The 14,655-nt window shown below is 60.9% G+C and carries 14 protein-coding genes; 6 read left to right on the top strand and 8 right to left on the bottom strand.

The genetic code is table 11. The annotated features are described in order from the left end of the window. Positions 1 to 272: 272 nt before the first annotated feature. Genes AB4Y71_RS02300 through AB4Y71_RS02290 form a run of 3 tightly spaced genes read left to right on the top strand, consistent with a single transcriptional unit; the run spans position 273 to position 3,084 of the window. A complete protein-coding gene (locus AB4Y71_RS02300) occupies positions 273 to 1,547 on the top strand; it encodes a histidine kinase (protein WP_441717670.1) in 1,275 nt (424 codons plus the stop codon). After that, complete coding sequence (locus AB4Y71_RS02295) at positions 1,535 to 2,224, top strand: response regulator transcription factor (protein WP_013350383.1); 690 nt, start codon at positions 1,535 to 1,537, stop codon at positions 2,222 to 2,224. Before AB4Y71_RS02300 ends, AB4Y71_RS02295 begins: the two co-directional genes overlap by 13 nt. Beyond that, a complete protein-coding gene (locus AB4Y71_RS02290) occupies positions 2,221 to 3,084 on the top strand; it encodes a DUF4097 family beta strand repeat-containing protein (protein WP_441717668.1) in 864 nt (287 codons plus the stop codon). The genes AB4Y71_RS02295 and AB4Y71_RS02290 overlap by 4 nt, the downstream gene beginning before the upstream one ends. 127 nt (positions 3,085 to 3,211) lie before the next feature. Here the strand turns inward: AB4Y71_RS02290 and AB4Y71_RS02285 are convergent, their stop codons facing one another. From AB4Y71_RS02285 to AB4Y71_RS02270, 4 genes are all read right to left on the bottom strand, one after another. Then, entirely contained in the window at positions 3,212 to 4,039 is an 828-nt protein-coding gene (locus tag AB4Y71_RS02285; RefSeq protein WP_441717666.1) for a PspA/IM30 family protein, read from the bottom strand. Between the two features lie 84 nt (positions 4,040 to 4,123). Further along, positions 4,124 to 4,843 (bottom strand): AAA family ATPase, encoded by a 720-nt coding sequence (locus tag AB4Y71_RS02280; RefSeq protein ID WP_102599184.1) that lies wholly within the window; start codon positions 4,841 to 4,843, stop codon positions 4,124 to 4,126. 144 nt (positions 4,844 to 4,987) lie between these two features. Further along, the gene (locus AB4Y71_RS02275) at positions 4,988 to 5,932 is read right to left on the bottom strand and encodes a hypothetical protein (RefSeq protein ID WP_441717664.1); all 945 of its coding nucleotides are present in this window, start codon (positions 5,930 to 5,932) and stop codon (positions 4,988 to 4,990) included. Between the two features lie 209 nt (positions 5,933 to 6,141). Continuing rightward, positions 6,142 to 8,037: an FAD-dependent monooxygenase gene (locus AB4Y71_RS02270; RefSeq protein WP_441717662.1), complete on the bottom strand. Its 1,896-nt coding sequence runs from the start codon at positions 8,035 to 8,037 to the stop codon at positions 6,142 to 6,144. Positions 8,038 to 8,205: 168 nt separating this feature from the next. Between AB4Y71_RS02270 and AB4Y71_RS02265 the strand changes: the two genes are divergently transcribed. Beyond that, complete coding sequence (locus tag AB4Y71_RS02265; RefSeq protein ID WP_134779319.1) at positions 8,206 to 8,874, top strand: IclR family transcriptional regulator; 669 nt, start codon at positions 8,206 to 8,208, stop codon at positions 8,872 to 8,874. Here the strand turns inward: AB4Y71_RS02265 and AB4Y71_RS02260 are convergent, their stop codons facing one another. After that, positions 8,875 to 9,039: a hypothetical protein gene (locus tag AB4Y71_RS02260; RefSeq protein WP_013350389.1), complete on the bottom strand. Its 165-nt coding sequence runs from the start codon at positions 9,037 to 9,039 to the stop codon at positions 8,875 to 8,877. It abuts the gene before it with no gap. A gap of 219 nt (positions 9,040 to 9,258) precedes the next feature. Between AB4Y71_RS02260 and AB4Y71_RS02255 the strand changes: the two genes are divergently transcribed. Then, positions 9,259 to 10,023: a DUF2786 domain-containing protein gene (locus AB4Y71_RS02255; RefSeq protein WP_441717660.1), complete on the top strand. Its 765-nt coding sequence runs from the start codon at positions 9,259 to 9,261 to the stop codon at positions 10,021 to 10,023. Here AB4Y71_RS02255 and AB4Y71_RS02250 read toward each other — a convergent pair. Both AB4Y71_RS02250 and AB4Y71_RS02245 read right to left on the bottom strand, forming a co-directional pair. Further along, the gene (locus tag AB4Y71_RS02250; protein WP_441717742.1) at positions 10,020 to 11,264 is read right to left on the bottom strand and encodes a CynX/NimT family MFS transporter; all 1,245 of its coding nucleotides are present in this window, start codon (positions 11,262 to 11,264) and stop codon (positions 10,020 to 10,022) included. The genes AB4Y71_RS02255 and AB4Y71_RS02250 overlap by 4 nt on opposite strands. A gap of 112 nt (positions 11,265 to 11,376) precedes the next feature. Next, a complete protein-coding gene (locus tag AB4Y71_RS02245) occupies positions 11,377 to 11,835 on the bottom strand; it encodes a GatB/YqeY domain-containing protein (protein WP_102599189.1) in 459 nt (152 codons plus the stop codon). Between the two features lie 111 nt (positions 11,836 to 11,946). Here AB4Y71_RS02245 and AB4Y71_RS02240 point away from each other — a divergent pair, with 111 nt between their 5' ends. Next, on the top strand, positions 11,947 to 13,371 hold the full coding sequence (locus AB4Y71_RS02240; RefSeq protein WP_441717658.1) for a DUF4232 domain-containing protein: 1,425 nt from the start codon (positions 11,947 to 11,949) through the stop codon (positions 13,369 to 13,371). Here AB4Y71_RS02240 and AB4Y71_RS02235 read toward each other — a convergent pair. Next, a complete protein-coding gene (locus AB4Y71_RS02235; protein ID WP_134779315.1) occupies positions 13,368 to 14,648 on the bottom strand; it encodes a carboxylate--amine ligase in 1,281 nt (426 codons plus the stop codon). The genes AB4Y71_RS02240 and AB4Y71_RS02235 overlap by 4 nt on opposite strands. Positions 14,649 to 14,655 lie beyond the last annotated feature (7 nt).

Below are 14,655 nucleotides of genomic sequence, written 5' to 3'. Positions count from 1 at the left end.
ACTCAGCCGGTGCGACAAGCACCAGCAGTGCCTCCCCCTTTCCTTAGGATTCACTACCGCTGCGAAGTCCTCCATGCAAACCTCGCTCAATGGCTTGATGGACAGCCCCAGCCGAGCGGTGTCCTGAACATCCTGAGTCGGTGCCATCTGGCTATCCTGCGCCAGGCCCAGAGGGTTGCCAACCTCAAAGGCCGAATTCTTCGGGTTTTCCATAATGAAGTTCTCCGGTTCCCTCGGTGTTGGCGCTGACCTGGGCGCTCTAGTGTTGAGGTATGACTTCGACACCTTGGAACTTGCCGGGCACCGCAACGGCCCGCCCGCCTTTGAAACTCGGCTACACGTTGCTGCATCTGGCTCTGCTGGGAAGCTTCGGAACTATCGTCCTGACGCTGTTGGTTGCTTGGCTTGCCGTGGGCATCGGGCTGACCCCGATCCTCGGCATAGGCCTGATCGTGCTCGTTGGCCTGCTTGCCGCCCTCTTCGGATTGGCACGCTTTGAAATCCTGCGCATCAGCGGCCTCTACGGCATCGAAGCGGTCCCACTGAGCTGGCCCCAGCGCCGGGGACCGGGCTTTGGCGAATACGTCCGCTCGGTAGGTCGGGCACTGTCCAGCGGGAGGATGTGGGCGGCCGTTGGCAGCTTCGTCATCTCCTGCCTGCTCGGGGCGATCCTGCTCGGGGCGCTGGAGTGGTCGGTGCACTTCGCCGTTCTGTCCTTCGCTCCGCTGGCCGGCGTGGAGACGGTCCCCGGCCCGCTCTCCTGGGAAATCCCAGCTTCCCAAGCCCCATGGATGTTCTTGCTGGCCCTAGCCGGCGCTGCCGTGGCCGTCGGATTAGGGTTCTTGCACCGCAGCATCTCCGTAGGCATCATCGGCTCGCTGGCCCGGGAAACCGAGCTGACCGAGCGCGTGCGTTCCACCGCGGTGCAGCGCGAAGGCGCAGTGCGTGCCGCCGAGGTTGAGCGCACCCGCATTGAGCGCGATCTGCATGACGGGGTCCAGCCGCGCCTGGTCTCGGTAGCCATGACCTTGGGCCTGGCGCACCAGCAGATCGATGACAACCCGCAGCAGGCTAAGGAACTGGTGGCCGAGGCGCACGCCTCGACCAAGTCAGCCATTACCGAGCTGCGCCAGCTCACCCGCGGCATCTACGCTTCAGTGCTCGATGACCGCGGACTGGATGCGGCACTCTCGGCGGTAGCCGGCCGCTCGCATATCCCGGTCCAGCTCGATGTGCTGCTGGAAGGACGCTACCCCCGCGTCGCCGAAGCGGCGGTGTACTTCGCCATCGCCGAGGCGCTGACCAACGCGGCCAAGCACTCCCGAGCCCAGCGCTGCCTGGTCACCGTGCGAGTTCGCGAAACTAACGGGCAACCCCGCCTGTGGGCACGCATCGAGGACAACGGCGTGGGTTCAGCGCGCATCACCCCCGGCGGCGGACTGGACGGAATCAATAACCGCATCGTCGCGGCCGGCGGAACCCTGAGCCTGGACAGCCCGGCCGGAGGGCCGACAACATTGGAAGTGAGTGTGCCATGCGCGTACTAATTTGCGAGGATTCAGTGCTTTTGCGCGAAGGCCTGGTCCGATTGCTCGACCACAGCGGCCACCGCGTGGTGGCCGACCTGCCAGAAGCCAGCGGACTGATGCCCTTCTTGGACTCGGCATCCGAAGAAGACTTCCCGCAGATCTGCATTCTGGATGTCCGGCTTCCGCCGACCTACACCGACGAGGGCATCCGTGCAGCCCTGGAGGTGCGCAAGAAATACCCAGATCTGCCACTGCTGGTGCTCTCGCAGTATGTGGAGGAACGCTACGCTTCGGAATTGATTTCCACCCGCTCCGGGGCCATCGGCTACCTGCTCAAGGATCGCGTGGCAGATGTCAGCGAATTCGTCGCTTCCCTAGAGCAGATCGCAGCCGGCGGAACGATCCTCGACCAGGAAGTGGTGGCACAGCTGTTGACACGAAGAAACCACGATGACCGGATGCAGCGGCTCACCGACCGCGAACGCACCGTGCTGGCGGCCGTAGCCGAAGGAAAATCCAACCAAGCCATCGCCGCACTGCTCTTCCTCTCGGAAGCCAGCGTTGAAAAGTACATCACCTCCATCTTCCAGAAACTCGGCTTGGAAGCCGATGGAACGGGCAACCGGCGTGTGCTGGCAGCCCTGGCGCATATCCAGAACCTGGGCACGACCAACACCGACAGGACAGAATCATGACTCAGACACAACCAAGCCCCATGCCACCGGCTCCCGGTGCTCCCAAAAGCAGCGGCAACGCGCTGAATATCATTCTCGCTGTGCTCGGCGGCCTGGTCGTATTGACCTTGCTGATCGGCTCCGCTCGCAGCGCGTTCGCGGCACTGAACCGCGACCAGTCCACCCACAGTGCAAGCGTGCAGGGAGTGACCGGCCTGGAGATCTCCGCTGGGGCCGGAAACTTCGACCTGCGCTTCGCAGAGGTCAATGAAGCCACCTTGGATGTGGACAGCACGAATTCCCGGGACTGGAAGCTGAAGCGCGAGGGCAGCAACCTGGTAGTCGACTCACCCAATGGCTGGGGCAACTGGTGCTTCTTTGGCTGCGGCAACTTTGAGAACGCTGCGGTGCTCACCTTGCCCGAGTCAATGAATGACGGCAGCCTGGATGCCTTGTTCGATCTGGCCGCAGGCGACTTCAATGCGGTGGGTTCCTTCAGGAACCTGGACGTAGAGGTAGGCGCCGGGGACTTGGATATCTCCGGAACCGCCCAATTCGCTACGGTGGAAATCGGTGCCGGTACTGCTGAGATCTCCTTGGAGGACGTGCAGAAGGCCGACTTCGAAATTTCTGCTGGCGACTTGAAGGGGACGCTCTCGGGCAAGGCTCCTGAACTCATTGAAGCAACCGTGAGCGCGGGTTCCCTGGAACTGGAACTGCCAGATGCCACCTACGATGTGCGGCAGGATGTTGCTGCTGGCGATATCTCGAACTTGCTGGCCACCGACAAGGATTCGCCGAATAAGATCTCGGTTGAGGTCTCGGCTGGCAGCGCGAGTTTCTACCCGCAAGATTCGGGTCCCGGCCCGTGGGAAGACTGATCTTGCTCCGATAACGGCAAAACCTCCCTTCCACAGGTCCATTCAGATCTGCGGAAGGGAGGTTTTGCGTTCCCAGCTAGATTCCCTACATCACGTCCGATACGAACCTGCCGCAGAGCACAAGAAGCTAGGCCTGGTTCTTCTTCAACGCGGCCAGGCGGGCTTCAATCTCGGAAACCTGCGGCTGTCCAGCTTCGATTGCGGCCGCGCCATCCGCTTCTTCCAGCACATCCTGCGGTGCGCTGCTGGCCTTCATCGCCGCCAATCTTGCATCAACTTCACTGGCAGCCCCGAGGTCTTCAAGCTGGGCGAACTGCGCATCCAGCGAGGACGCCGCCAGCTCCTGGGCACCACGAACCTTGGCCTCGTCCTGGCGGATCTTCTGCTCGAAGCGGCTGATCTCGCTGGTCGGGTCATTGACGTCCAGCGCCTTGAGGGTGTCCATCATCTGGTTCTGGGTTTTGGCGTTGCGGGCACGGGCAACGAGCTCATCACGCTTGGCTACCAGTTCCTGGCGCTTGGTCTGCATGGTGTTCAGACCGGTCTTCAGCTTGGCAACGACCTCACGCTGAGTGGTGATGGTCGATTCCAGGTTCTTGGCGCGCTTTTCAGCATCCATCTGGCGCTGGATGGCCACGGTGGCCAGCTGGTTGAACTTCTGCTGGTTGGCTGCATCGCCGGCAGCAGAGTACTCATCGGCCTTGTTGGACGCGGCCAGGGCCTTGCCGCCCCACTCCTTTACTTCCTGCTGGAGCTTGGAGTGGTCATCCTCGGCCATGCGCAGGTTGCCGATGGTCTGGGCAACGGCCTGCTCGGCCTGGGCAATGTTGTTGGTGTATTCGCGAACCGACTGGTCCAGCATCTTCTTCGGATCCTCCAGAGCATCCAAAGCGGCGTTGGCGTTAGCCTTGCCGATACCGAACATTCGAGCCCAAATTGAGCGCTTCTTGGCCATAGTGCGTCCCTTCGTCTTCCGTTGCTTAAAGCTTAGGGGAATTAGCAGCGCCGCTCTAACCGAAGACCACGCTGCGTCGGCAATCTAGTCATTGAAATGGCGCAGGTACCGTCCCGGGGCATCCAGGAAAAGCCGCCAGTTCCGCACCATGTCCAACTCGTCGTAGTCCGATTCGCGGATTCCCCACTCGCCAATTTCATAGATTCTCGCCTCCGGCAAGGAAGCAAGAATTGGCGAGTGGGTGGAGAGAATCACCTGAGAACCGGAACGCAGCAGATCTGCAATATGCGAGAGCAGCATGAGGCAGCCATTGAAGGACAGCGCTGACTCGGCTTCGTCGAAGACCCACAACCCATTGACATACGAGCGCTCGGTGAAGAACTCGACGAAGGATTCGCCATGGCTCTGGAAATTGTGCTTTCCGCGCGAGCCGATGGAGCCCAGATAGGCGAAGTGCCCGTGCATGGTTTCTGCGCGCAAGAACACTCCGGCCTTGGACGCACCGGCTCCGCGTTCCAATTGCAGGTGCGAGGACAACCCGGATTCGGTGGGCTGGGTCTGGTGCATGCTGTTGCGGGTTCCGCCCTCGGCATTCAGTCCAAAGGCCGCTGCAATCGCTTCGACGAGTGTCGATTTTCCCGCGCCGTTTTCCCCCACCAGCACAGTCAGCTGGCCCAGTTCAAGGCCCTCGTCAAGAAGTTGCTGCACCGCCGGAATCTGGGCGGCCCAATCGGAACGATCCATGGGTGCCTTGGGATGTTCGGTGATGCGGCGAACCGGCAGAGTGTCAAAAAGTGCGCTCATGCACCCGAGGCTACCAGTGCCTGGGGACAACACGGCAGGATGGCGATAGCTACGTGTTTCGCTTGAATTCCAGACCGCTATCAACGACCTTGATTGGAGGTGTCCACGACGCACGTGGCCCTGTATCGATAACCCAGTCGACTTCTACATGCTCGACAGGGTAGAAACCCCAATCACGAATGCGACAAGCGAAACGATAAGTGGAGTCAGCACCACGACAGTTGCGTTGATTCCTGCCCATGCTTCGTTCCGGTCATTGTTAATGGCCCACATTGCCAGCACCAGCATGACCAGCGATTGCCACGGGAGCACAAAACCAGCGATCGCGAGTCCTCCCGCTGAAGCCATGTCTGGGGTTTCGCGAAACTCCATTGCCACATAAGAAATGAGTACCCCAGCATTCAAGACAAGCAGTGCCAAACCCCGCCAGCTGTCTCCGAGGGTACCACCGCGGCCACGGTCTCTAATCTCGGCCCAAATCATGAGTACCGGCAGTGAGAAAGACATCAGCAACGGCGGAGTCAGCAGCAGCATCGTTATCGTGGATTCCACCGATGTCGTACCGAAGGTCATGAAGACGAGGTAGGAAAGCCCGAATCCCATCAGTGCATATCGCGCCCATATTCGCTTGCGAAGTACTTGGATTCCCAGCCACAGCGACAGAATTACAGCGATAAGAACTATAGATAGTCGCATCGGCAATGGCAGGAAGCGTCCAGTGGCCATGAGCTCGGCTTCGTGCTGCATCCCTGCTGGATTCTGCGCGAATAGCATTTGCACATCTGGCCACACGATCAACGCCGTGGCCAGTCCAATCACGATGGCGAAAGTACCTCCGATGGTGCCCGCTTTACTCGCCTTTCCAATCAACCGCGGGCGTGGGGTTTCAAACTGCGCATCGATATCTGAACCTTGGGCCCAAGCTTTAGCGAACACCAGTGCCACCACCATTGCCAATGCCGCCATCCCCGGCTTCATCACGGCGGCGATAAATGCAACCGCTGAGGCTTCCTGCCCTGTCCCCGTCTCAGTCGACAGCTTCATGCCAATAATGGCGTTGACGATATCCAAGATTGCGACGGCCAGCATGACCAACGCGAAGCGCAACGGCACGTGCGAGGTGCGCCCGCGACGTCCTGATCCTACTGTTCGGGCCATTGCTGCTGCGAAATTAGTCATTGCGAATCATTCACTCATTCATTTGAAGTATCCGCATAAACTTTATCAATGGTTCTCCGATTAAAAAGTCGCCACTCAACATGGGGAGTGGCGACTTTTACGCTTGGGTAGTCCTTGGATCAGAAAGCCGGAAGCATGTTCCCCGCGAAGAACCCGGCGATCTCCTCACGCGCATCCAGCGGGAAGATCCCGGCGACGTACTGGTCCGGGCGGACCACCACGATGGCGCCGTTCTTGCTGATTTCGCGGTCGCGGAAGATGTCGCGGCCGTGGCCGGCTGCGAATACCTGGTTGATGTCGTGCAGACCGTACGGGACCTTCAGCGGCTGGAAGGCCTTGGGCACATCATGCAGCTCGACCTGCGTGTAGTCCTGCTGGTAGATGGCCTTGGTGTCGAAGACCGCGTCCTCGTCCCCGCCTGCCGGGGTGTACAGGTTGCGCGGCGATGCCGGATCGGCGCTCCACCAAGCGGCGAAGTCGGCCATTGCGGTGCCCTCCAGTGCCGGTGCTGCCGCATCGGCGAAGGCGTAGATGCGCCAGCGTCCGTCAGCCTCGTGGAAGTGGCCCAAGTGGCGCCAGCGGTTATCCGAACGGCGGATGACCTCGGCGGACTTGAAGCGCTTGCCCACCGGGAAGCCCGGGGCCAGATCCTGGTGCTCGGTGCCGGCGGTGATCGGTGATTGGGTGTACTGCGTCATGAACCCGGCAGGGAATTCCTGGGTCTTGGTGTAGTACTTCTCCAGCTCGTCAGGGTCTTCCCAATCGTCCACCGACTTGGCCATCAGGGTGGACCATTCCTTGTCGAAGTCGATCAGGTTCTGCGCGATGACCTTGCGTTCCCCGGCGTAGGTATCCAGCAGTGCATCCGGGGCGCGGCCTTCGAGCACGGCGGCCAGCTTCCAGCCGAGGTTGAAGCCGTCCTGGATGGACACGTTCATGCCCTGCCCGGCCTTGGCCGAGTGGGTGTGGCAGGCATCGCCCATGATGAAGGCCCGGGCGCAGCGGGTGCCGCGCTCTTCATCGGAGACGTCATCGAAGCCGTCGGTGATGCGGTGGGCAACCTCGTAGACCGAGAACCAGGCGACGTTCTTCACGTCCATGGTGTACGGGTGGATGATGCGGTTGGCGGTGGCCACGATCTGTTCCACCGGGGTGTTGCGGATGGCTCCGGCGTCCTCGGCGGTCAGCTCGCCCAAATCCACGTAGAAGCGCACCAGGTAGCCGCCCTCGCGCGGGATGAGCAGGATGTTGCCCGCGTCATGGGACTGGATGGAGCATTTGACCTGGATGTCCGGGAAGTCGGTGTTGACCATGACGTCCATGACGCCCCAGGCGTGCAGGGCGGCGTCGCCGTGCAGCTTGTGGCCCAGCGAACGGCGCACCTGGCTGCGGGCGCCGTCGCCGCCGACCAGGTACTTGGCTTTCACGGTGCGCTCTTCGCCGGCGCGTTCGCCAGCCACGTACTTGATCTGCGCAGTCACCGGATACTCGGCCTCCGGGTCGATCTCGCAGCCGAGGTATTCCACGCCGTAGTCCGGGGTGATCTTGCCCGGGGCGCGTTCGGCGTCGCGCAGGAAGTAGTCCAGGATGCGGGACTGGTTCACGTAGATGTGCGGGAATTCGCTCATGCCGGTGGAATCATCGGCGGCGCGCGAATGGCGCTTGATGTTCGCGGGATTTTCCGGGTCCGGGGTCCAGAAGCACATCTCCACGTTGCGGTAGGCCTCTTCGATGACCTCGTTGGCGAAGCCGAAGGCCTGGAAGGTTTCCACCGAGCGGGCCTGGATGCCGTCGGCCTGGCCGACTTCGAGGCGGCCCGGGCGCATCTCGATGGCGCGGGCGTTGATGCTCGGGAAGCGCGAGAGCTGGGCGGTGACCACCGAGGCTGCCGGACCGGTGCCCACGATCAGTACGTCCATTTCATCTGGAATCTCTTCGGCGCGGTCGATTCCGTAGCCGGCCGCTTCCTTGACGCGCGGATCTCCGGAGACATATCCCCTGTGGTGAATCTGCATTGATGGCTCCCCTAATCGCCGTGCCGCCTAACATCATTGTCTCTATAGTTGCGACACTGTTCTAACTATAGAAACAATCGTAGCTTTCACGTAGGCTGAGGGCAAGACGTAGATCACACCGGGAACGGTGCGGCGCCATGCGCGCATGCCAGATGAAATGATTGGACCATGACCAAAACCACCGAAGGCGGTTCGCAGACCCTGGGCCGCGGGCTAGAAGCGCTGACCTTGATCGGGGAATCCGCGACGCCGCTGAGCGTCTCGGAACTGGCCGGAATGCTGGGCGTGCACCGCTCCATGGCCTACCGGCTGGTCAAGACCTTCGAACAGTACGGTTTCGTGGAGCGCAACCCGGCAGGCGAACTCGAATTGGGGGCACGCTTGGGAGCGCTGGCGCGCAACGTCGCCAAGTCCCTGCAGGCTGCAGCCGCACCGCACCTGGCAACCGTCAGCGACGAACTGCAGATGACTGCCCTGCTGGTAGTCTTCGACGGCGAAGCCGCAGTCACCCTGAGCACTGCCGAACCCCGGCTTGCCGACGCAACCGTGGCTCAGCGGCCAGGCACGCGCCACCCGATCGACAACGGCGCACCGGGACGGGTCATCCGCTCCATGCTCAACCCCGAAGAGCACCCGGCCAAGGACTACGAATTCAGCCACGACGAAGTCATCCCGGGACTGACCTCAATTGCGGTGCCGCTGCTTCTGCCCCAGGGCAAACCAGCAGCCATCGCGGTGATCTATCCCCCGCTGGAACGCGATCAGGAGCATATTGCACAGGTTCTCAAGGAAGCATCCGCACGCATCTCGACCGCGCTGGGCCTGCGGCTTGCCTAGCTACGCGGTGCAGGCCTCATTGGAGCAGCCGGCATCGCGGGGGCGATAGGTGTCGGTTCCTTCGACTTTGTCCCAGACCACGTGGCGATGCTGTCCGCAGCGTTCGCAGGACGGAGCTAAGTACGTGCTTCGCTCTTCCATGGTGTATGCCCGGAAATCACCCATCTCAAACCTCCCACTGACTAGCCCCGAATCAAGGATTCAGGACTTGCTGGACCTGCTTGGTGCTTTCACTCTACGCGCGGACACCAGAACCGGCTAGAGGAAACCTGGAGCAGTTACCCACAGCCCCTAAAGCAACTGTCGCCGCCTCGTGCCAAACTAGTGCTGTGAATCGACACCAGCCGCTTTGCAAGCCAAGAATCCGCCACCAAGGAAGAACTCATGAGCACCTCTGAGCACAAGCTGCAGCGCTTGAAAGAGCGCATTACCCTGCTGCTGAACAAGGCTGAGAACACCACGTTCCCGCATGAGGCCCAAGCCTTCCAAGAACATGCCGAGCGGCTGATGGTGCGTTATGGCATCGGCCGGGCAGAACTCGATGCGCAAAGCGCCAAGGCCGGCAAGAAAAAGGAAGCCATCGTCGAGGAGCATTTCGATATGCATGGCGTCTACCGTCTGGGGCAGCGCGATGGCCTCAGCGCCGTAGGCAGGGCTTTCCGCACGGTCTCCATGCTGCAGACCAACTATTCGAAGTCCTGCCGGCTGTACATCATCGGCCACGAATCCGATGTCGCCACCGTCAAGAATCTCTTTACCTCGCTGATCGTCCAGGCTACTGCTGCCATGACGCACTGGTGGGCGGACGAGGGCAAGCTCTACACCCAGTGGTACTCCGACTCGGAGAAGAGCATTGAACGCCGAGAGTTCCAGCGCAGCTTCTACCTGCAGGTCGCCTCGCGCATTGCCAACCTCTATCGCGAGGAAAGCGTGAGCACCGGCAACGGCACCGAACTGGTGCTGGTGAGCCGCAAAGAGCAAGTCGACGATTTTGTCAGCAGCAAGTATCCCTTCCTGCGCCGCAGCCGCAATCGAGCGGCCTCGGGCAGCGCCAACGCTTCAATTGCCGGCCGCATTGCCGGGACCAAAGCGGATTTGGGCTTTGGAAAGCATGTTGATGCTGCCGTCGCGGGAGAAGTCGCCAGCTAGAGGATCTCCTGCCGCTGCGCATCTTCGATGTACCGGGGCAGGCCAGCCATCACGCCGACCAGGGTCTGGAAGATGATCAACCCCGCGATAAGCAGCATCGGCGCGGTCCACGAGCCGGTGACTTCGTGAAGCACGCCGACCAAAAACGGTCCGGGGAAGGCCAGCAGATAGCCCGCTGATTGTCCGAAGGTGGACAGCTTGGACACACCGGCTGCGGTGCGCGCCTTCAGCCCGATCATGGTCAGGGCCAGTGGGAAGTTCGATCCGCAAATGCCCAGCAACACAACCCAGAGCACTGCGTACTGCAGCGGAGCAATGAGCATGCCGATAATCGCGATCATGCCGACGACGCCGTTGACGATCACCAGCGGTGCCTGGTTGGCGAATTTCGCCGCCAAGGCCGGCATGACGAAGGACAGCGGCACTCCCACGCCCAGCAGGATTGCGAGCAAGGATCCGGCGAAGGCCGGGGACGCACCAAAGCCAATGAAGATCTTGGGCAGCCAGCCCATGAAAATATAGGCCACCGCAGATTGCCCGCCAAAGAACAGCGCTACCCACCAAGCAGTGGAGTTCTTGCTCATGGGGCCAAGATCAGCGGCCTGGGTATCGGTCTTGGCCTGCTGCTGATGGTGACCAATCTGGTTCTTGAGCCCGAAATACACCACAACCCACAGGACAAGTGCCACCAACGCCAGCAATCCCCAGAACCCCAGGCCCACACGCCAATTGCCGCCGAGCATCTGGTTCACCGGCACGGCGATGCCTGCGACGCCTGACGCGCCAAGGGCCACTGCGGTCGTGTAGGCACCGGTGGCAATACCCACCTTCTCGGGGAACCATCGCTTAACCAAGACCGGCATGAGGATATTGCCCACGGCAATACCAGCCAGCGCCAATGCAGTGCACAGCAGGAAGAACCCGGTTCCCGGTGCGACCGAACGCAAGGCGATGCCCAGCAGCACTGCTGCCATGGCGGCGACAACCACCAGCTCCGGACCACGCTTGCCAGCTAGCCGCGGAGCCAAAGGACCGAGCAATGCGAAGCACAGCGGCGGAATGCCGGTGATCATTCCGGCGACGAAGCCATTCATCTGCAGATCCTCGATGACCAGATCCAGCAAAGCCCCCAAGGAGGTGACTGCCGGACGCAAGTTCAGCGAGGCAAGAATAATGGCGATAATCAGCAGAACACCCAGGCTCTTAGGCAGGGTGAGACGGTTTTTCGGGAAGTCAGGCATGGTATTCACAGGGTAGCTCTTTCACATACCGGAACCTATATAACTGCTCCAGACTACGAAAACGGGCCGCCCCTCAGCAGGGACGACCCGTGAACGTTACGAAAAATAGCGCTTAAGCCAGCTTGGCGCGAACCATCTGGGAGACAGCCTTGCCATCGAATCGGCCGGCGATTTCTGCACCCACCAGCTTCATGGCCTGGCCCATGTCCTTCATGGTCAGTTCGTGCTCCGCGGCCAGCTCCCCCATGATGCGGTCAACGATGCTCTGCGCTTCTGCTTCTTCCAGCATCTTCGGCAGGTAGGTGGAAATGAACGCAGCTTCAGCCAGTTCTCGTTCGGCCAGGTCCGTGCGGCCATCCTTGGCCGCCAGGGCAGCGGTTTCCTCGCGGTTGCCTACTTCTTTGCGCAGCAAGGTTTCAACGTCCTGATCGTTCAGTTCGCTCGGGTTCTTTCCCGACTTCTCCTTGGTGCCGATGGCACTGAGGATATTGCGCAGGGTGGTCTTCTCAAGCTCGTTGCCTGCCTTCAGGTGGGCAATGCTGTCATCGCGCAGGCGATCTTTCAAACTCATGGAAACTCGCTTTCAAAGTACGTGTGATTTGAATTTTACTCGCTTTGCTCCTGAGTATTTTTTCCTGCACCTGTTGAACAGGTACCAAGGCCCACTTGATACAGTAGCTAGATGAAATCACTGCGCGCTGAGGCCTTCGGGATCGCGCTGGCCCTCGTCGCGGCAGTCCTGCTCATTTGGAAGCCTTGGGATTCATGTAACGCACCCAATGAGGTTTGCAGTTTCGCCTCCGCTGTTGCACAGCAGGAGGGCCTACTGGGCTACCAGGCCTCCGCTGGCACCGTGGAACACGATGCTCTTGCCAAGCCGGAGCTTGCTGTCGAGCTGCAGTTCGTGCTCTCCGATCAGCTCGATGCCGCGCAGGCTGGTGCTCTGGCGGAACAACTCGCGCAACAGGTTCAAGGCAAAGCTGCTGAACTGCGCTGGGCGCGCACCGAGCTGAGCCTAGTGGCAGGCACAGCAGAGCAGATGCAAGGCCTTGATCGAAAGAGCTACCCGCTGGAAGTCGCCGAGTCCTTTGCTCAAGATGCCAGCAACGAACAAGAGAAGCCCGTCCAGCTGGGCGAGACTGCAGCCTTCGCGTTCAGCATGCATCATCTCGGCGCGCCTGAGGTCAGGAATTACTCGGCCACCGCGAACAGCTTGGAACAGTTTCTGGTACTCGGAAAGTCCGCGGCGGAGCAGCTATCCCCCGCGGAACTGGCCGTGAGGGATTCTTTCATCAGCTACTCCCCCGGACAGCCCAGCGACTATTCCGAAATCGAGCTCATTGCCGAAGCCGTGAGAAGCGGGCGAGTTCAGAGCGTTCGCATCGCTGGTTCCGGGCTGGAAATGACGGTTCACGAAATGGAACCAGCCGGTCGGGCAAAGGACATCCAGAAATGGCTGGACCAGCATGAGGATTTAAACCGGCCGATGCCTTACAGGCTGTTCTCCCATGACTACAGTGAAATCCTTGAAGGGTGGGTTGGCGGCATGAAACCGGATTGGCTGATTCCCAAGCCCGTCGACCTTCCCGAGAATATTGAAGCTTGGCCTCAGGACCCAGCAGCATCGATGTGCGCAGCCGATGATCTCCAGATCATGCTCGGTTCTCCCGACGCGGCGACCGGCTCACGATACATGTCCGTCTACGCCAAGAATATTTCTGCCCACGCGTGTGCGCTGAGGTCCTACCCGCAGATCGATTTCCTCAACGAGGCCGGCGAGCCCCAACAGGAGGTCCAGTTGCAACCTGAACCGGGCATCATGCTTGAGCGTGTTCTCATTCCTGCCGGCCAGACGGCGATTTCAACACTGGAATGGAATGCCATGTCGACCTCGCTGGATCCTGATCAAACCGTTGCCCTGCGCATCCGCGCTGCAAAGGCCATGGCCTCGGAAACGCTCACGCCCGAATACGACGGCCAACCGGTGAGCCTGGACATCCTGGACGGCGCCACGATCGCGCAAAGCCCATGGGTCCAGGCCCGCGATGGGTGGGCGACGGCGCAGGATGCACTCAAGCCCAGCTCCCCTAACGCCGCCAGGCCCTAGGGCTGCAGCGTGCGCGGCGGGAACTTCTTGTACTTGCGGTAATGATTGACCGCGTTCAGCAGCAAGTAGAGCTTGCGGCGCAGGTTCTTTTCGGCTGCGAACTTCAACGGGTTGGAGACCTTGCCGGCCTTGAGCAATGCTTCTGCCTTGCGCCCGGTATCGCTGTCCAGGAAACGGCGCAGCAGGTGGTGCGGCAGCACGGTGAACAGCTGCTGGCGCGAGAGCTGCAGGACACCGGCTTCGGTATCCACCACGGCATCGGTTTGCGGGTTCGAATCATCGAACTGCGCTCCGAGGAACTCGGTGACGTAGAAGCGGGCCGGATTCACCCCGGCGGCGGTGAGATAGAAGTGGTTGCGACCCAGCCGCGGGTTGATCTCGAAGAATTTCACCGTGCCGTCACGGTGGTCGTACTTCGCATCGATCATGGCAATGCCCCGCCAGCCCAGTTCTTCAAGCATGCGGGCGCCATCGGCTGCCATCTGGTCATTGCGGCCGGTGACAATGGCCGCGGAGTTGCCCAGCACCAGTGGCGCGTGCTCCTCGATGACCACTTCGCCATAGCCGGCAAAGATGACCTTTTCTTCGTTGGTGGCGAAGTAGGTGCACAGGCGCATCGCGTCATCGCCGCCGGGAATGTATTCCTGGAAGATGTAGCCGGAGTTGTAGCCGCTGGCATCGATCTTGGAAACCAACGATTCGAGTTCATCGCGGCTGTTGATGGTGTGGATCTTCTGCTTGCCCACGAACTTGGCGGCGATCCAGTCTGCGGAGCTCGATGGCTTGCCGATCACCGGGTAGGTGAAGGAACCTGCCAGCTGCGCCAGATCCGCGCCCGGGTAGTACACCGAGGTGCGCGGGTGGGCGATGCCCAGCTTTTCGGCGAGCGCGTAGAAGTTCTCCTTCACCGCGGCAGCTTCAATGGTCTCCAGCTGCGGGTATGGGATGACATAGTGCTCTTCGAGCGCTGCGCGGTTCTTGGCGATCAGCATGATGTGGAAGTCCAGCGAGCCGAAAAGCATCAGCGGTCGATCTGCTTCCGACTTCAGTTCCCTGGCCAGCTCGGCCAGGGCGCTGGCGACACGGGCTTCATCGGCCATGGAGCCGATGGGCCGCAGTTCGATGGCTACCGAATGCTCGATGACCCCGTTGCCGGCTGCCGGAAGCACAACCGAACGCACCCCGTAGGCTTCATAGAATTCGCGCGCCAGGGTGTAGGTGCCGATATCTCCGCCGAGGATGACGGGGACAAAAGGCTGGGTTGGATCGATTGCCACAGTGCTG

This window comes from Glutamicibacter sp. MCAF14, from assembly GCF_052114325.1.
GTDB classification, from domain to species: Bacteria; Actinomycetota; Actinomycetes; order Actinomycetales; family Micrococcaceae; genus Glutamicibacter; species Glutamicibacter arilaitensis.
Note: the sequence above shows the minus strand (reverse complement) of the source record. Positions and strands in the feature narration are given on the sequence as shown.